14 protein-coding genes and 1 pseudogene are annotated in these 16,820 nt (G+C 70.9%); 14 read left to right on the forward strand and 1 reads right to left on the reverse strand.

Annotated features, from left to right (window positions below):
• Positions 1-79: 79 nt before the first annotated feature.
• The 9 genes from OG456_RS22190 to OG456_RS22230 all read left to right on the forward strand — a co-directional run bounded on the left by OG456_RS22190 (position 80) and on the right by OG456_RS22230 (position 10,319).
• Positions 80-1,432: a NarK/NasA family nitrate transporter gene (locus OG456_RS22190; protein WP_266563645.1), complete on the forward strand. Its 1,353-nt coding sequence runs from the start codon at positions 80-82 to the stop codon at positions 1,430-1,432.
• A gap of 97 nt (positions 1,433-1,529) precedes the next feature.
• Complete coding sequence (locus tag OG456_RS22195) at positions 1,530-2,690, forward strand: uroporphyrinogen-III synthase (RefSeq protein WP_266563647.1); 1,161 nt, start codon at positions 1,530-1,532, stop codon at positions 2,688-2,690.
• 38 nt (positions 2,691-2,728) lie between these two features.
• Positions 2,729-3,253 carry a GNAT family N-acetyltransferase gene (locus OG456_RS22200; RefSeq protein WP_266563649.1) on the forward strand — a complete coding sequence of 175 codons (525 nt, stop codon included), beginning with the start codon at positions 2,729-2,731 and terminating at the stop codon, positions 3,251-3,253.
• Positions 3,254-3,347: 94 nt separating this feature from the next.
• On the forward strand, positions 3,348-3,941 hold the full coding sequence (locus OG456_RS22205; protein WP_266563651.1) for a CGNR zinc finger domain-containing protein: 594 nt from the start codon (positions 3,348-3,350) through the stop codon (positions 3,939-3,941).
• A gap of 146 nt (positions 3,942-4,087) precedes the next feature.
• On the forward strand, positions 4,088-4,663 hold the full coding sequence (locus tag OG456_RS22210) for a sigma-70 family RNA polymerase sigma factor (RefSeq protein ID WP_227295039.1): 576 nt from the start codon (positions 4,088-4,090) through the stop codon (positions 4,661-4,663).
• On the forward strand, positions 4,660-5,460 hold the full coding sequence (locus tag OG456_RS22215; protein ID WP_266563655.1) for an anti-sigma factor: 801 nt from the start codon (positions 4,660-4,662) through the stop codon (positions 5,458-5,460). The genes OG456_RS22210 and OG456_RS22215 overlap by 4 nt, the downstream gene beginning before the upstream one ends.
• Positions 5,461-5,541: 81 nt before the next feature.
• Positions 5,542-7,944, forward strand: a complete 2,403-nt coding sequence (locus OG456_RS22220) for a UvrD-helicase domain-containing protein (protein WP_266563657.1) — start codon at positions 5,542-5,544, stop codon at positions 7,942-7,944.
• A 363-nt stretch (positions 7,945-8,307) separates the two neighbouring features.
• Positions 8,308-9,741 (forward strand): NAD-dependent malic enzyme, encoded by a 1,434-nt coding sequence (locus OG456_RS22225; protein WP_266563659.1) that lies wholly within the window; start codon positions 8,308-8,310, stop codon positions 9,739-9,741.
• 296 nt (positions 9,742-10,037) lie between these two features.
• On the forward strand, positions 10,038-10,319 hold the full coding sequence (locus tag OG456_RS22230) for an HU family DNA-binding protein (RefSeq protein ID WP_030680681.1): 282 nt from the start codon (positions 10,038-10,040) through the stop codon (positions 10,317-10,319).
• Between the two features lie 104 nt (positions 10,320-10,423).
• Here the strand turns inward: OG456_RS22230 and murA are convergent, their stop codons facing one another.
• Entirely contained in the window at positions 10,424-11,764 is a 1,341-nt protein-coding gene (gene murA / locus OG456_RS22235) for a UDP-N-acetylglucosamine 1-carboxyvinyltransferase (protein WP_100593927.1), read from the reverse strand.
• A gap of 326 nt (positions 11,765-12,090) precedes the next feature.
• On the opposite strand from murA, the gene OG456_RS22240 reads away from it, so the two are divergent.
• From OG456_RS22240 to OG456_RS22260, 5 genes and pseudogenes are all read left to right on the forward strand, one after another.
• Complete coding sequence (locus OG456_RS22240) at positions 12,091-12,651, forward strand: YqgE/AlgH family protein (protein WP_266563667.1); 561 nt, start codon at positions 12,091-12,093, stop codon at positions 12,649-12,651.
• A 100-nt stretch (positions 12,652-12,751) separates the two neighbouring features.
• Positions 12,752-13,039: a DUF3039 domain-containing protein gene (locus OG456_RS22245; protein ID WP_100593929.1), complete on the forward strand. Its 288-nt coding sequence runs from the start codon at positions 12,752-12,754 to the stop codon at positions 13,037-13,039.
• Between the two features lie 200 nt (positions 13,040-13,239).
• Positions 13,240-14,115 (forward strand): annotated as a pseudogene (locus tag OG456_RS22250) (carbohydrate ABC transporter permease); the annotation flags it as partial.
• Entirely contained in the window at positions 14,112-14,957 is an 846-nt protein-coding gene (locus tag OG456_RS22255; protein WP_266563669.1) for a carbohydrate ABC transporter permease, read from the forward strand. The pseudogene OG456_RS22250 and the gene OG456_RS22255, both read left to right, overlap by 4 nt.
• A gap of 23 nt (positions 14,958-14,980) precedes the next feature.
• Entirely contained in the window at positions 14,981-16,609 is a 1,629-nt protein-coding gene (locus OG456_RS22260; RefSeq protein WP_266569380.1) for a beta-N-acetylhexosaminidase, read from the forward strand.
• Positions 16,610-16,820 lie beyond the last annotated feature (211 nt).

Consider the following 16,820-nt stretch of genomic DNA (forward strand, 5'->3'; position numbering starts at 1 on the left):
ACGGTGCGGCACAGCGCGGTAATCCCGCCTCCCTACCTTCGGGGTCATCAGCCGAGAACCGTGACCCTGGAGGCGTGTGATGACAGCCCGGAGTTGGATCCAGAGGTGGGATCCGGAGGACGAGAGGTTCTGGTCGCAGGAGGGCGGCGAGAAGGTCGCGCGGCGCAATCTCGCGTTCTCCGTCCTGTCCGAACACATCGGGTTCTCGATCTGGACCCTGTGGTCCGTGATGGTCCTGTTCATGGGGCCCGAGTACGGCATCGACCCGGCCGGCAAGTTCTTCCTGGTCTCGATGGCCACGCTGGTCGGTGCGGTCGTCCGTGTGCCCTACACCTTCGCCGTGGCCCGATTCGGCGGCCGGAACTGGACGATCTTCGCGGCGAGCCTGCTCCTGATCCCGACCGTTGCCGCGTTCGCCGTGATGGAGCCGGGGACCTCGTACACGACGTTCATGGTGTGCGCGCTGCTCACCGGGGTCGGCGGCGGCAACTTCGCCTCGTCGATGACCAACATCAACTCCTTCTTCCCGCTGCGGAAGAAGGGCTGGGCGCTCGGCCTGAACGCGGGCGGCGGCAACATCGGCGTCCCCGTCGTGCAGCTCGCCGGGCTCGCCGTGATCGGCGCGAGCGGCGGGCCGCGCGTACTGCTCGGGATCTACATCCCGCTCATCGCGGTCTCGGCGATCTGCGCCGCGCTGTTCATGGACAACCTCGCGACCGTGAAGAACGACACCGGCGCCGCCAAGGAGGCCGTGCGCGACCCGCACACATGGATCATGGCGTTCCTGTACGTCGGGACGTTCGGGTCGTTCATCGGCTACAGCTTCGCGTTCGGGCTCGTCCTGCAGACGCAGTTCGGCAGGACGCCGCTGCAGGCCGCGTCGATCACGTTCATCGGGCCGCTGCTCGGCTCCCTGATCCGGCCCGTCGGCGGCCGGCTCGCCGACCGGTTCGGCGGCGCCCGCATCACGCTGTGGAACTTCGTCGGGATGGCCGCCGCCACCGCCGTGGTCGTCCTCGCGTCGGCGCAGAAGTCGCTGCCGCTGTTCACCACGGCGTTCATCGCCCTGTTCGTGCTCACCGGCCTCGGCAACGGGTCGACGTACAAGATGATCCCCGGCATCTTCCAGGCCAAGGCCGCCGCCAAGGGGCTCGCGGGGGAGGAGGCCGCGGCGTACGGGCGGCGCCTGTCCGGGGCCTCGATGGGGCTGATCGGCGCGGTGGGCGCGCTCGGCGGGCTCGGCATCAACCTCGCCTTCCGCCAGTCCTTCCAGACCGCGGGCACCGGCACGGCCGCCTTCGTCGGTTTCCTCGTCTTCTACGCGGCGTGTTTCGCCCTCACCTGGGCCGTATACCTCCGCCGCCCGGCCGCCGCGGGGGCTCCCGTCGAGGCCTCGGAGACGGAGCCCCGGCTCAGCTACGCCGAGGTGTGACGTAACACCGCTGACATCATGGGGAACCGAGCCCGTCACGGGACGTTGACAGGCTCGGTCGACCCCGGCAGAACCACCCGAGCGGGACGAGAGCCACATGTACGACGCACAGCAGGGCCCCCCGGCGGGGCAGCACGGCCCCCTCGCGGGCTTCACCGTGGGCGTGACCGCCGCGCGCCGCGCCGACGAGCTCGGCGCGCTGCTCCAGCGGCGCGGCGCCGTCGTCCTGCACGCACCCGCGCTGCGCATCGTCCCGCTCGCCGACGACAGTGAGCTCCTCGCGGCGACCAAGGACATCGTCGACCACGCGCCCGACGTCGTCGTCGCGACCACCGCCATCGGGTTCCGAGGCTGGATCGAGGCCGCCGACGGCTGGGGCCTGGGCGAGGCGCTCGTCGCCCGGCTGCGCGGCGTGCAGCTGCTCGCCCGCGGGCCCAAGGTCAAGGGCGCCGTCAGGGCCGCCGGGCTCACCGAGGAGTGGTCCCCGTCGTCCGAGTCGATGGCGGAGGTCCTCGAACGGCTCCTCGACGAGGGCGTCGAAGGCCGCCGGGTCGCCGTCCAGCTGCACGGCGAGCCGCTGCCCGGCTTCGTCGAGGCGCTGCGCGAGGCGGGCGCCGACGTCGTGGGGGTGCCGGTGTACCGGTGGATGCCGCCGGAGGACATCGGGCCCCTCGACCGGCTGCTCGACGCGACTCTCACCCGGGGTGTCGACGCGCTCACGTTCACCAGCGCGCCCGCCGCCGTGTCCCTGCTCTCCCGGGCCGAACTTCGGGGCCAGCTGCCGGAGTTGCTCGCCGCCCTGCACCACGACGTCCTGCCCGCCTGTGTCGGTCCCGTGACCGCGCTGCCCCTTCAGGCCCACGGTGTGGACACCGTGCAGCCCGAACGCTTCCGCCTCGGCCCGCTCGTCCAGCTCCTGTGCGCCGAACTCCCGGGCAGGGCCCGTACGTTGCCGGTCGCCGGGCACCGAGTGGAGATCCGCGGGCAGGCCGTCCTGGTCGACGGCGACCTGCGCCCGGTGCCGCCCGCCGGGATGTCGCTCCTGCGCTCCCTGTCGCGCCGGGCCGGCTGGGTGGTGCCCCGTGCCGAACTGCTGCGCGCGCTGCCCGGCGCGGGCAGCGACGAACACGCGGTGGAGACGGCGATGGCCAGACTGCGCTCGGCGCTCGGCGCGCCCAAGCTGATCCAGACGGTGGTCAAACGCGGCTACCGCCTGGCCCTGGACCCGGCGGCCGACTCCAAGTACGCGGACCAGTAGGTCAGTTCGGCGCCGGTCCGCCCGGCTACCGTGGGCGGATGGTCACCGACGCCTTCCGGATCCGCCCCGCCGTGCCCGCCGACGCTCAGGCCATCGCCGACGCCTATCTGCGCAACCGCGAGCACCTGCGCCCCTTCGAGCCGCACCGCGGGCCCGAGTTCGCCACCGCGGCGGGTCAGGCGGCGCGGCTCGCCGAGCCGGGCAGCGCACGCTGGGTCGTCACCGACGGCGACCTCGTCATCGGCCGCGCCGACCTCTCCGGCATCGTTCTGGGCCCGTTCCGCAGCGCCTCGCTCGGCTACTGGATCGATGCCGGCTACGTGGGCCGCGGCCTCGCCCGCCGGGCCGTGCGGGAGGTGTGCCGGGCTGCCCGCGACGAGCTGGGCCTGCACCGCCTCGACGCCGGCACGCTCCTGGACAACCACGCCTCCCAGCGCGTCCTCGCCGCCTGCGGATTCGAGCGCTACGGGACCGCTCCCGAGTACCTCCACATCAACGGCCGCTGGCGCGATCACCACCTCTTCCAGCGGATCCTGCACGACGGCCCGCCGGCCTGTCCGTGAACCCTTGGTCCGTGAACCCTTGGTCCGTGAACCCTTCGTGAGGGGCCCGGTACCAGGGGTTCCGGCGGTGCGTGCGTGCGGGCACTGTAGGGGCATGGCATCGCCATCGTCCTCGTCCTTGTCCTCGTACGAGCTGCGCTTCGACTCCGGGCGCAGTTCGCTGGATCTCCTGACCACGGCGCATCCCGACGAACGGCTCGACTCGGTGGGGCGGCTGCGGGCCTGGCTGGTCGGCTCGGGGCTCGTGCCCGCGGACACGCCGCTGCGCGGCGCCGACGCGGCCTGGCTCGCCGCCGTGCACGAACTGCGCGGCCACATAGGCCAGTTGGTGCGCGGCGAACTCGACGGCAGGCCCGCGTCCGGCGCCCTGGAGCGGGTCAACGCCCTCGCCCGCGCGGCACCGCCCGCGCCCCGCGCGACCCGCCGCACCGACGGCACCCTCGCCCGGGACCTGCACGCCGACCCCGGCTGCCGCGAGCTGCTCGCGGCCGTCGCCCGCGACGCCGTGGAACTGCTCACGGACCCGGTCGCCCGCTCCTGTCTGCGCCGCTGCGAGGGCGACAGCTGCCCGATCATCTACCTCGACACGTCCCGGGGGCGGCGCCGCCGCTGGTGCTCCAGCGAGGTGTGCGGCAACCGCGAGCGGGTGGCGCGGCACCGCCGCAGGGCGGCACTCACCCGGGCCTGAAGATCCCCCGAAGACCTCCCCGAACCCCCTTTTGACATGTCCCGGCAGATCGTTTGAACACTTCGCGGCCCGCTTACGTATTGGGGTGGGTCCAGCCGAGCGGCGACACAGCCGGAACGCTCAACCAGGGGACAGCGGAGGTAGGCGTGCGCAAGGATTCCGCCGTGGCCGATGAACGCCCGCCGAGGGCACGACATCGCGCGCCGCAGCCTCCTGAGCCCGACGAGGAGCTGATGCGCGCGCTCTACCGCGAGCACGCGGGTCCGCTTCTGGCCTATGTGCTCAGGCTGGTGGCGGGGGACCGGCAGCGCGCCGAAGATGTCGTGCAGGAAACGCTCATCCGTGCCTGGAAGAACGCCGGTCAGCTCAACCGAGCGACCGGTTCGGTACGCCCCTGGCTGGTGACGGTCGCCCGGCGCATCGTCATCGACGCTCACCGCAGTCGGCAGGCCCGGCCGCAGGAGGTCGATCCGTCGCCGCTGGAGGTCATCCCCGCGGAGGACGAGATCGACAAGGCGCTGTGGCTGATGACGCTTTCGGACGCGCTCGAGGACCTGACGCCTGCCCACCGCGAGGTGCTGGTGGAGACGTACTTCAAGGGGCGTACGGTCAACGAGGCGGCCGCGACACTCGGTATTCCCAGCGGAACGGTGCGCTCACGGGTGTTCTACGCGCTGCGTTCCATGAAGCTGGCGCTGGAGGAGCGGGGGGTGACGGCATGAGTGCCTCGTACGACGACTACGGACCGCATGGGTCCGGTGACGTTCACGAGACGGTCGGCGCCTACGTGCTCGGTGTACTCGACGACGCCGAGGCGAGCGCCTTCGAGGCGCATCTGGCGGGCTGCGAGCTGTGCGCGCGCCAGCTGGAGGAGTTCGCCGGCATGGAGCCGATGCTCGCCGCCCTCGCGGACATCCCCGAACCGCAGGGCACCCCCGCCAGGGAACGCCTCGGCGCGCAGCTCGGCGCCCGCCCGAGCGACCAGCTCGCCGGTCGGCTGTTCGACGAGGTGGCGCAGAAGCGGGCCCGCAAGCGCCGCCGCGGGATGTACCTGGTGGCGGCCGCCGCCGCGCTGATCATCGGCGGCCCGCTGACCGTGCTCGCCGTGAACGACGGCGGGACGAACGGCGTCGCCGAGGGGCCCCACCCCACCAGCCCCGCCGAGGACGCCTTCTTCAACCACATGGACGTGAAGGTCAAGGCGACCGACCCGGCCACGAAGGTCACCGCCACCATCGGCATGGAGAAGAAGGCCTGGGGCACCCACACCGTCCTGGAGCTGAAGAACGTCAAGGGCCCGCTCACCTGCTCGCTGGTCGCGGTCGGCAAGAACGGCCAGCGCGAGACGGTCACCACCTGGGCCGTCCCGAGGTGGGGTTACGGCATTCCCAACAGCAAGCACGAGGCGTCGAAGTACCCCTTGTACGTGCACGGAGGCGCCGCGTTCGAGCGCAACGCCATCGACCACTTCGAGGTCGAGACGCTCGACGGCAAACGCCTCGTGGAGGTCGACGCGTAGCCCCGGCAGCCGGATGCGTAGCCTCCCGGGCCTCCCTTCGCGTACCTTTGACGGCTGCCCAGCACGTCAGAAGGGGGCCCGGTGGCCGCTCAGGCTCATCAGCAGACCGCGCTCGACCAGGACCGCGATTCCGTACGGGATCGCGAGATCGGTGTCGAACAGGAACACCTCGACCAGGTCTACCGCCGGCTCGAGGAAAAGATCCACGAGGCCGAGTTCCTGATGAACGACGCGGCCCAGCGGGGGCAGGTCGGCACACCCGGCGCCCTCGCCGAGCGCGACGCCCAGGTGTTCCGCGCGGGGATCCACCTGAACCGCCTCAACAACGAGTTCGAGGACTTCCTCTTCGGGCGGATCGACCTGCTGCCCGGCAAGGACGGCAAGAAGGGCCCCGACGGCGCGTACACGGCCGTGGAGCCCGCCGAGGGGTCCGTGCGCGAGGACGCGGACGGGAAGCGGACCGCCGACATCGCCGAGACGCTCCACATCGGCCGGATCGGCGTCCTGGACGCCGACTACTCGCCCCTGGTCATCGACTGGCGGGCGCCGGCCGCCGCGCCCTTCTACCGCTCGACCCCGGTCGATCCGGGACGGGTCGTACGCCGTCGGGTCATCCGCTCCAAGGGCCGCAAGGTGCTCGGCGTCGAGGACGACCTGATGCGCCCCGAGCTGACCGCGTACCTCGACGGCGAGCAGCTGCCCGTCATCGGCGACGGCGCGCTGATGGCCGCCCTCGGCCAGGCCCGCAGCCACACCATGCGCGACATCGTGGCGTCCATCCAGGCCGAGCAGGACCTCGTGATCCGGGCTCCCGCCGCGTCGGTGACGTACGTGGAGGGCGGCCCCGGCACCGGCAAGACCGCCGTCGCCCTGCACCGCGCCGCGTATCTGCTCTACCAGGACCGCCGCCGGTACGCGGGCGGCATCCTGATCGTCTCCCCGACGCCGCTCCTCGTCGCCTACACCGAGGGCGTCCTGCCCTCGCTCGGCGAGGAGGGCCAGGTCGCGATCCGTGCGGTCGGCTCACTGGCCGACGACGCCTCCGGCGCGGAGGCCACGGTCTACGACTCCCCGGCGGTGGCCCGCGTCAAGGGCTCCTCGCGGATGCTGCGCGTCCTGCGCAAGGCCGCGCGCGGAGCCCTGGAAATGGGGACCGTGACGTCGCCGCAGCAGAGGCAGGGCCAGCTGGCCTTCGGCGACGACGACTCCGACGGGGACGAGGCGCAGGCTCCCGCCGAGCAGCCCACACGCCTGCGCGTCGTCGCCTTCGGCCGCCGCCTGGAGCTGGAGGCCGCCGACCTGGCGAGGATCCGCCAGAACGCGCTGAGCGGCACCGCTCCCGTCAACCTGCTGCGCCCGCGCGCCCGCAAGCTCCTCCTGGACGCCCTGTGGTCGCAGTCCGGCGCGGGCACCCGCCACAGCGACCCGGAACTCGCCGCGGAGCTGCGCTCCTCGTTCGACGACGACATCACCTCCGAGGACGACTTCCTGCGCTTCCTCGACGCGTGGTGGCCCGAGCTCACCCCGCGCGGCGTCCTCGCCGCGATGGGCGACGAGCGCCGCCTCGGCCGCTGGGCCCGCCGGATCCTCAATCCCGGTGAGGTCCGCAAGGTCGCCCGCTCGCTGCGCCGCGACGCCCTGTCGGTGCACGACGTGGCGCTCCTCGACGAGCTGAACGCGGTCCTCGGCACCCCCGTACGCCCGAGGAAGAAGCGCGACTACGACCCCTTGGACCAGCTCACCGGTCTCGAGGAGCTGATGCCCTCGCGCGAGGAGACGCAGCGCGAGCGCGCCGAGCGCCTGGCCCAGGAGCGCACGGAGTACGCGCACGTCATCGTCGACGAGGCGCAGGACCTCACGCCCATGCAGTGGCGGATGGTCGGCCGCCGCGGCCGGCACGCGACCTGGACGGTGGTCGGCGACCCCGCCCAGTCGTCCTGGTCGGACCCGGACGAGGCGGCCGAGGCCCGCGACGAGGCCCTCGGCTCCCGTCCGCGCCGCCGCTTCACCCTCACCGTGAACTACCGCAACCCGGCCGAGATCGCCGAGCTCGCCGCCAAGGTCCTCGCGCTCGCCATGCCGGGCTCCGAGTCCCCGTCGGCGGTCCGCTCGACGGGGGTGCGCCCCCGGTTCGCGGTCGTACGGGACGGCCTCGGGCACACCGTCCGCGAGGAGGCGGCGCGCCTGCTCGACCAGGTCGACGGCACGGTCGGCGTCGTCGTGGCGATGAACCGGCGGGACGAGGCGGCGCGCTGGCTGGCGGGGCTCGGCGACCGCGTGGTCGCGCTCGGCAGCCTGGAGGCCAAGGGCCTGGAGTACGACGCGACGGTCGTCGTGTCGCCCGCGGAGATCGCCGACGAGTCCCCGGCGGGCCTGCGCGTCCTGTACGTGGCGCTGACCCGCGCCACGCAGCAGCTCACGGTCGTTTCGGGCAGCCGCGACGAACCGGACGCGGACGGGGTGGCGGACCTGCTGCGTGAATGAGTTCGAGGGATGGGAATTGCCTTACGGGGATCCTTTGTTACCTTGGACGTGGCACCGGCTCGATCCAAGCCCCCGGGCCCAACCTTCGTCGCTACGAGCGACCACTTGCCGCGAGGCGAGCATGGCGGGTCGGTGTCATTAACGTAAGTGAGAGGTCCACGTCAGCTGACGTGGACCTCTTTCTGTTTCCCGTCACTTCTCGTATGGTGGAAACAACTTTCCGAAAGTGCGCGACCGGGGTGCTGTCCGGGCAGTGAACAAAACGTTCGCAATCCGGGGCGGCTACCACGTACTCGGCGGTAGGTGCGACGATCGGACGGAAAAACAGCAGCAGCCACACGGTGAAAGCAGAGGAAGTCGGCCATGGCAACGGCGCCCAGCGTCTCCTACTCGATGACGGTCCGCCTTGAGGTGCCCGCCAGCGGAACAGCGGTATCCCAACTCACGACGGCCGTGGAGTCCCACGGAGGCTCGGTGACCGGTCTCGACGTGACGGCGTCCGGCCACGAGAAACTCCAGATCGACGTCACGATCGCCGCGAGCTCCACCGCGCACGCCGACGAGATCGTCGAGGGCCTGCGCGGCATCGAGGGCGTCATCCTCGGCAAGGTCTCCGACCGTACGTTCCTGATGCACCTCGGCGGCAAGATCGAGATGCAGTCGAAGCACCCCATCCGCAACCGTGACGACCTGTCCATGATCTACACGCCGGGTGTGGCCCGCGTGTGCATGGCGATCGCCGAGAACCCCGAGGACGCCCGGCGTCTGACGATCAAGCGGAACACCGTTGCGGTCGTGACGGACGGCTCCGCCGTGCTCGGCCTCGGCAACATCGGCCCGATGGCCGCCATGCCGGTCATGGAGGGCAAGGCGGCGCTCTTCAAGCGCTTCGCCGACATCGATGCCTGGCCGATCTGCCTGGACACCCAGGACACCGACGCGATCGTCGAGATCGTCAAGGCCATCGCCCCCGGCTTCGCGGGCATCAACCTCGAGGACATCTCCGCCCCGCGCTGCTTCGAGATCGAGGCCCGCCTGCGCGAGGCCCTCGACATCCCGGTCTTCCACGACGACCAGCACGGCACGGCCATCGTCGTCCTCGCCGCCCTGACGAACGCCCTGCGTGTCGCGGGTAAGGCCATCGGCGACATCCGCGTCGTCATGTCCGGCGCGGGCGCGGCCGGCACGGCGATCCTCAAGCTCCTGATCGCGGCCGGCGTCAAGAACTCCGTCGTCGCCGACATCCACGGTGTCGTGCACGCGGACCGCGCGGACCTCGTCGACGCCAAGGCCGATTCGCCGCTGCGCTGGATCGCCGACAACACCAACCCCGAGGGCCTCACGGGCACGCTCAAGGAGGCCGTGCGCGACGCCGACGTCTTCATCGGGGTCTCCGCTCCGAACGTGCTCGACGGCGACGACGTGGCGGCCATGGCCGAGGATGCGATCGTGTTCGCGCTTGCGAACCCCGACCCCGAGGTCGACCCCGCAATCGCCCGTCAGACGGCGGCAGTTGTGGCCACGGGCCGCTCGGACTTCCCGAACCAGATCAACAACGTCCTCGTGTTCCCGGGCGTCTTCCGTGGCCTCCTCGACGCCCAGTCGCGTACGGTCAACACGGAGATGATGCTGGCCGCCGCGGCCGCCCTGGCGGACGTGGTGAGCGAGGACGAGCTCAACCCGAACTACATCATTCCGAGCGTCTTCAACGACAAGGTCGCGGGCGCCGTCGCCGGAGCGGTGCGTAACGCCGCGAAGGCCGTCGGCGGCGCTGTGACGGGCGCCACGGCCTCCTGAGGCCCGGCGCGTCGCGGAATGCGGGGCCCCTGGCCGCCCTCTAGGGTGGCCGGGAAGCACGGCCCCACCCCGCCCCCTAGCGGGACGGCGACGCAATCCGTGTGACCCCCAAGGGCGCCGGATTGGCTTTCCCGCCGCTGGTGGGGGCAGGATGCGTCTTCGGGCGCGAGGGTCTGAAGACGGACCCGGGTCCGGGGCCTGACCGAGGACCCTGGCAGCATCGGCTTCGCTGTGCCCAACATGCGGCTCCGCCGCGTGGCACGCCTCAACGGCAAGAAGAACACGGGAGTACAAACATGAACCGCAGTGAGCTGGTGGCCGCGCTGGCCGACCGCGCCGAGGTGACCCGCAAGGACGCCGACGCCGTGCTGGCCGCGTTCGCCGAGACGGTCGGCGAGATCGTTGCCAAGGGCGACGAGAAGGTCACCATCCCCGGCTTCCTGACCTTCGAGCGCACGCACCGTGCCGCTCGCACCGCCCGCAACCCGCAGACCGGCGAGCCGATCAACATCCCGGCCGGTTTCAGCGTGAAGGTGTCCGCGGGCTCCAAGCTCAAGGAAGCCGCCAAGGGCAAGTAAGCCAGGCAACAGAAGGGGCGGCCACCCGGTTCGGGTGGCCGCCCCTTCTGTGTTGTCACGGGGGTCCTGCCGGCGCTCAGGAAGGGCGCCGGCAGGGCCTGTGGCTAGCCCAGTGCCTTGCCCGGCAGCTCGACCTTCGCACCGAGCTCGACGAGCTTCTCCATGAAGTTCTCGTAGCCGCGGTTGATCAGGTCGATGCCGTGGACGCGGCTCGTGCCCTGGGCGGCCAGGGCGGCGATCAGGTACGAGAAGCCGCCGCGCAGGTCGGGGATGACCAGGTCGGCGCCCTGGAGCTTCGTCGGGCCCGACACGACCGCGGAGTGCAGGAAGTTGCGCTGGCCGAAGCGGCAGTCCGAGCCGCCCAGGCACTCGCGGTAGAGCTGGATGTGCGCGCCCATCTGGTTCAGCGCGGACGTGAAGCCGAGGCGGGACTCGTAGACCGTCTCGTGGACGATGGACAGGCCCGAGGCCTGCGTCAGCGCCACGACGAGCGGCTGCTGCCAGTCGGTCTGGAAGCCGGGGTGGACGTCCGTCTCCAGGGCGATCGACTTCAGCGAGCCGCCCGGGTGCCAGAAGCGGATGCCCTCGTCGTCGATCTCGAAGGCGCCGCCGACCTTGCGGTAGGTGTTCAGGAACGTCATCATCGAGCGCTGCTGGGCGCCGCGGACGTAGATGTTGCCCTCGGTCGCCAGCGCGGCCGACGCCCACGACGCGGCCTCCAGGCGGTCCGAGAGGGCGCGGTGCGTGTAGCCGCCCAGCTTGTCGACACCCGTGACCCGGATGGTCCGGTCGGTGTCCATGGCGATGATCGCGCCCATCTTCTGCAGCACGCAGATGAGGTCCTCGATCTCGGGCTCCACGGCCGCGTTCGAGAGCTCGGTCACGCCCTCGGCTAGCACGGCAGTCAGGAGGACCTGCTCGGTCGCGCCGACCGACGGGTACGGCAGCCGGATCTTCGTGCCGCGCAGCCGCTGCGGGGCCTCCAGGTACTGGCCGTCCGCCCGCTTCTCGATGGTCGCGCCGAACTGGCGGAGCACCTCGAAGTGGAAGTCGATCGGCCGGCCGCCGATGTCACAGCCGCCGAGGCCCGGGATGAACGCGTGGCCGAGCCGGTGCAGGAGCGGCCCGCACAGCAGGATCGGAATGCGCGAGGAGCCCGCGTGCGCGTCGATGTCGGCGACGTTGGCGCTCTCCACGTGCGACGGGTCCATGATCAGCTCGCCGGGTTCCTCACCCGGGCGGACCGTCACGCCGTGCAGCTGGAGGAGGCCGCGTACGACCCGGACGTCCCGGATGTCCGGGACGTTGCGCAGCCGGCTCGGCTCGCTGCCGAGCAGCGCGGCGACCATGGCCTTGGGCACGAGGTTCTTCGCGCCGCGGACACGGATCTCGCCCTCCAGCGGGGTTCCGCCGTGGACAAGCAGTACATCGTCGGTGACGGTCATGAATCTCGCGTTCCGATGAGATGGACAGGACAGGTGGGCAGGACCGCAGGGCGGAGCCGTCGGGCGAGGCCTTTCGGGCCGGGCCGCTGGGCGGGCCAAGGCATAAGCCTAAGGGCCGCCTACCCCCCTTCCGTAAGCCCAAGTGCACCAGGGGGACGTCATGACTTCGCTACAACACGAAATGTCGCTAAACGGGCGCGGAGGGTCACCTTCCGGGGGCGGTTCGCGGCGCGCGCCCCGGGCGCGTGAGGCGTCTCTGAGCTGGGCGCACCCCGGAAGGGCCATTGACTCCCCGCTCGGCGGCAAGATGCGGGATCATGTCTGGCATGACCGAGGTGTCCTCGCTCACAGGGCGGCTGCTCGTGGCCACACCCGCCCTCGCGGACCCGAACTTCGACCGGGCGGTCGTGCTGCTCCTCGACCACGACGAGGAGGGCTCGCTCGGCGTCGTCCTCAACAGGCCCACGCCGGTCGGGGTCGGCGACATCCTGGAAGGCTGGGGCGCGCTCGCCGGCGATCCGGGCGTCGTCTTCCAGGGCGGCCCGGTCTCGCTCGACTCGGCGCTCGGCGTCGCGGTGATCCCCGGCGACGAAGGGCCCCTCGGCTGGCGCCGCGTCCACGGCGCGATCGGCCTGGTCGACCTGGAGGCCCCTCCCGAACTGCTCGCCTCCGCGCTCGGATCCCTGCGGATCTTCGCCGGGTACGCGGGCTGGGGCCCGCGCCAGCTGGAGTCCGAGCTGACGGACGGCGCCTGGTACGTCGTCGAGTCCGAGCCGGGCGACGTCTCGTCGACGGACCCCGAGGGGCTGTGGCGCGCGGTGCTGCGACGTCAGCGCAGCGACCTGGCGATGGTGGCGACATACCCGGACGATCCGTCGCTCAACTGAGGCCGCCGGCCGGTGCCGTGATCGGCGGGAACCGGGGGCGTGGGCCCTTCACCCCGAGGGCGCTGCCCCTTCCTCCGGCGCTTCAGTACCCTTGGCCTTTATGAGCACTCTTGAGCCCGAGCGCGGGACAGGTACGGGGACCCTCGTAGAGCCGACGCCGCAGACATCGCACGGTGACGGCGACCACGAGCGCTACGCCCACTATGTCCAGAAGGACAAGATCATGGCGAGCGCCCTCGAGGGGACGCCGGTCGTCGCGCTCTGCGGCAAGGTCTGGGTGCCGGGCCGGGACCCGAAGAAGTACCCGGTGTGTCCCATGTGCAAGGAGATCTACGAGTCCATGGGCGCCGGCGGCGACAAGGACAAGGGCGGCAAGGACAAGAAGTAGCGGGCAAGAGGTAGCGGGCGAGAAGTGGTGGCCCGCGCCGCCGCGGAAGGTTCCTGAGTCTGCCGCGAAAGGCCCCCGAGGTGCGCATCTGTCGTGCCATGGGGGCCTTTGTGCTGCCTCCGCAACCGTTGCGCTCAGTGGTCTGGACCTCCTAGCCTCCTGCACCGCGGGCTGACGACATGGCCACCACCACGGGCCGCCGCACCGGCGCCTGGACCCCCTGGCTCTATCTCGCCCCCGCCCTGCTCCTCCTCGGCGGGCTCCTCGTCTACCCCGTCTACCAACTCGGCCTGATCTCGTTCCTCGAATACACCCAGGCCCAGGTCAGCGGCGGCGAACCGACCACCTTCCAGGGGCTCGGGAACTACGCGACGCTCTTCGCCGACGAGCAGTTCCGGCAGGTGCTGCTCGCCACGGTCCTGTTCGCCGCCGCGTGCGTCGTCTCCACGCTCGCCGTCGGCTGCGCCCTCGCCGTGCTGCTCACCCGCGTACGCGCCCTGCCCCGGCTCGCCCTCATGCTGGCCGCGCTCGGCGCCTGGGCGACCCCCGCCGTGACCGGCTCCACGGTCTGGATGTTCCTCTTCGACCCGGACTTCGGTCCGGTCAACCGGGTGTTCGGGCTCGGCGACTTCTCGTGGACGTACGGCCGCTACAGCGCCTTCGCGCTCGTCCTGCTCGAAGTGGTCTGGTGCTCCTTCCCGTTCGTGATGGTCACCGTGTACGCGGGCATCAGGGCGGTCCCGCCGGAGGTCGTCGAGGCGGCGGCGCTCGACGGGGCCTCGCAGTGGCGGATCTGGCGCTCGGTGCTCGCGCCGATGCTGCGGCCGATCCTCCTCGTCGTCACCGTCCAGTCGGTCATCTGGGACTTCAAGGTGTTCACCCAGATCTACGTCATGACGAACGGCGGCGGCATCGCGGGCCAGAACCTCGTGCTCAACGTGTACGCGTACCAAAAGGCCTTCGCGTCCAGCCAGTACAGCCTCGGCTCGGCGATCGGCGTCGTCATGCTGCTGATCCTGCTCGCCGTCACGCTCGGCTACCTGCGGATCCTGCGCCGCAGGGGGGAGGAGCTGTGAATCCGGTACGGGTGAGGGTGCGGAGGCCGTGGCGGCTCGCCGCCGAGGCGTCCGCGCTCCTGATCGCCCTCGTCGTCGCCTTCCCCCTCTACTGGATGGTGCTCGGCGCCTTCAAACCGGCCGGCGAGATCGAGTCGACCGAGCCGAGACCCTGGACGCTCGCGCCCTCGCTCGACTCCTTCCGGCGCGTCTTCCAACAGGAGGAATTCGGCCGGTACTTCGTCAACAGCCTGATCGTCGCGGGCACCGTCGTCGTGATCTCCGCCCTCGTCGCATTCCTCGCCGCGACCGCGGTGACAAGGTTCCGGTTCAGGTTCCGCACGACGCTTCTCATCATGTTCCTGGTCGCACAGATGGTGCCTGTCGAGGCCCTCACCATTCCGCTCTTCTTCCTCATGCGGGATTTCGGGCAGCTCAACACACTCGGCTCACTGATCCTGCCCCACCTGGCGTTCTCCCTGCCGTTCGCCGTGTGGATTCTCCGGGGCTTTGTGAAGGCGGTCCCTGAAGCGCTTGAGGAAGCCGCGTACATCGACGGTGCGAGCCGCACCCGGTTCCTCTGGCAGATCCTTTTCCCGCTGGTCTTTCCCGGCCTCGTGGCGACCAGCGTCTTCTCCTTCATCTCCACCTGGAACGACTTCCTGTTCGCGAAGTCCTTCATCATCAGCGACACCTCGCAGTCGACCCTGCCCATGGCCCTGCTCGTCTTCTTCAAACCCGACGAGAACGACTGGGGCGGCATCATGGCGGCGTCGACGGTAATGACCATTCCGGTACTGGTCTTCTTCGTACTCGTACAGCGGCGCCTGGTGTCCGGGCTCGGCGGCGCGGTTAAGGACTGACGTCAGTGACTTCGGCAGATCTCATTCCCGCACCCCGCCGGACGGCGCCCGGTGACGGCCTCCACGAACTCGGCGACACCACCACGATCGACGCCGGCGCGGGCACCGAGGGCGTCGCCCGCTGGCTGCGCTCGACCGTCGGAGCGGCCACGGGCCTCGGCCTGCCCCACGCCGGCACCGGCGTTGACCTGCGCGACGGTCAAACCCGTATCGAGCTGCGCATCGACGCGGAACTCGGCCCGGAGGCCTACCGGATGACCGTCGACCGGCGCACCGTCCGTATCGAAGGCGGCGGCGCGGCCGGCGTCTTCTGGGGCGCCCAGACCTTCCGTCAGCTCCTCGGCCCCGACGCGTTCCGGCGCGCCCCCCTCGAACCGGGCCGCAGGTGGACCGTCCCCACCGGCACCGTCGAGGACGCCCCCCGCTTCGCCTGGCGCGGCCTGATGCTCGACGTATCACGCCACTTCATGCCCAAGGACGGGGTCCTGCGCTATCTCGACCTGCTCGCCGCGCACAAACTGAACGTCTTCCACTTCCACCTCACCGACGACCAGGGATGGCGCATCGAGATCAAGCGCCACCCCAGGCTCACGGAGCAGGGCGCCTGGCGCGCACGCACTAAATTCGGCCACCGCGCCTCCCCCCTGTGGGACGACCGTCCGCACGGCGGCTTCTACACGCAGGACGACATCCGGGAGATCGTCGCGTACGCCGCCGACCGGCATATCCGCGTCGTCCCCGAGATCGATGTCCCCGGCCACTCCCAGGCGGCCATCGCGGCCTATCCGGAACTCGGCAACACGGACGTCGTCGACACCGCCTCCCTCACCGTCTGGGACAACTGGGGAGTAACCCCGAACGTACTCGCGCCGACCGACCACACGCTGCGCTTCTACGAGGGCGTATTCGAGGAACTCCTCGGCCTCTTCCCCGCCGACGTCTCGCCGTTCATTCACATCGGTGGCGACGAGTGCCCCAAGGACCAGTGGAAGCTGTCGCCCAGCGCGCAGGCCCGGATCGCCGAACTCGGCCTGAAGGACGAGGACGAGCTCCAGTCCTGGTTCATCCGGCACTTCGACACCTGGCTCACCGAACGCGGCCGTCGCCTCATCGGCTGGGACGAGATCCTGGAGGGCGGCCTCGCGCCCGGCGCCGCCGTGTCGTCCTGGCGCGGCTACCAGGGCGGCATCACCGCCGCCCGGGCCGGACACGACGTCGTCATGTGCCCCGAGCAGCAGGTGTACCTGGACCACCGTCAGGCGCCGGGCGACGACGAGCCGATGCCCATCGGATACGTCCGCACGCTGGAGGACGTCTACCGCTTCGAACCCGTCCCCCCGCAGCTCACCGAGGAGGAGGCGCGGCACGTCCTGGGCACCCAGGCCAACGTGTGGACCGAGGTGATGGAGAGCCAGGCCCGCGTCGACTACCAGGTGTTCCCGCGCCTGGCCGCCTTCGCCGAGGTCGCCTGGAGCGCCCTGCCCGCGCCGGCCGAGCGCGACTACGCGGACTTCCGGCGCCGGATGACCGCCCACTACGCCCGCCTTGACGCCCTCGGCGTCGGCTACCGCCCGCCCACGGGACCCCTTCCGTGGCAGCAGCGACCGGGTGTGCTCGGACGCCCGATCGAGGGGGCGCCCCCGAACGTGTGAGACGCCCGCCGTACGCGTGCCCCGGGGCTCCGGCCCTGGGACCGTGGGACCGCACGAAAAAGCCTTACAAAAATCACCGAAGAGTGGCAATGCGTACTGACCGGTGACCAGGGGTGAAATCGATCCATCTCCCTGGTCCTCGGGGCGAAAGCCTCCTAGCGGACCCCCTCGCCGGGCCCCCGGGAAGATGTGCCAGAGTTGCCACGTCCGG

Source organism: Streptomyces sp. NBC_01446, assembly GCF_026340095.1.
GTDB lineage: Bacteria > Actinomycetota > Actinomycetes > Streptomycetales > Streptomycetaceae > Streptomyces > Streptomyces aureus.

Excerpts from the sequence above, each read along its gene's own strand:
- OG456_RS22200 (WP_266563649.1), top strand. The coding sequence starts at position 2,729 with ATGGTCACCGACGCCTTCCGGATCCGCCCCGCCGTGCCCGCCGACGCT.
- OG456_RS22245 (WP_100593929.1), top strand. The coding sequence starts at position 12,752 with ATGAGCACTCTTGAGCCCGAGCGCGGGACAGGTACGGGGACCCTCGTA.
- OG456_RS22240 (WP_266563667.1), top strand. The coding sequence starts at position 12,091 with ATGACCGAGGTGTCCTCGCTCACAGGGCGGCTGCTCGTGGCCACACCC.
- murA (WP_100593927.1), bottom strand. The coding sequence starts at position 11,764 with ATGACCGTCACCGACGATGTACTGCTTGTCCACGGCGGAACCCCGCTG.
- OG456_RS22190 (WP_266563645.1), top strand. The coding sequence starts at position 80 with ATGACAGCCCGGAGTTGGATCCAGAGGTGGGATCCGGAGGACGAGAGG.
- OG456_RS22215 (WP_266563655.1), top strand. The coding sequence starts at position 4,660 with ATGAGTGCCTCGTACGACGACTACGGACCGCATGGGTCCGGTGACGTT.
- OG456_RS22205 (WP_266563651.1), top strand. The coding sequence starts at position 3,348 with ATGGCATCGCCATCGTCCTCGTCCTTGTCCTCGTACGAGCTGCGCTTC.
- OG456_RS22230 (WP_030680681.1), top strand. The coding sequence starts at position 10,038 with ATGAACCGCAGTGAGCTGGTGGCCGCGCTGGCCGACCGCGCCGAGGTG.
- OG456_RS22225 (WP_266563659.1), top strand. The coding sequence starts at position 8,308 with ATGGCAACGGCGCCCAGCGTCTCCTACTCGATGACGGTCCGCCTTGAG.
- OG456_RS22195 (WP_266563647.1), top strand. The coding sequence starts at position 1,530 with ATGTACGACGCACAGCAGGGCCCCCCGGCGGGGCAGCACGGCCCCCTC.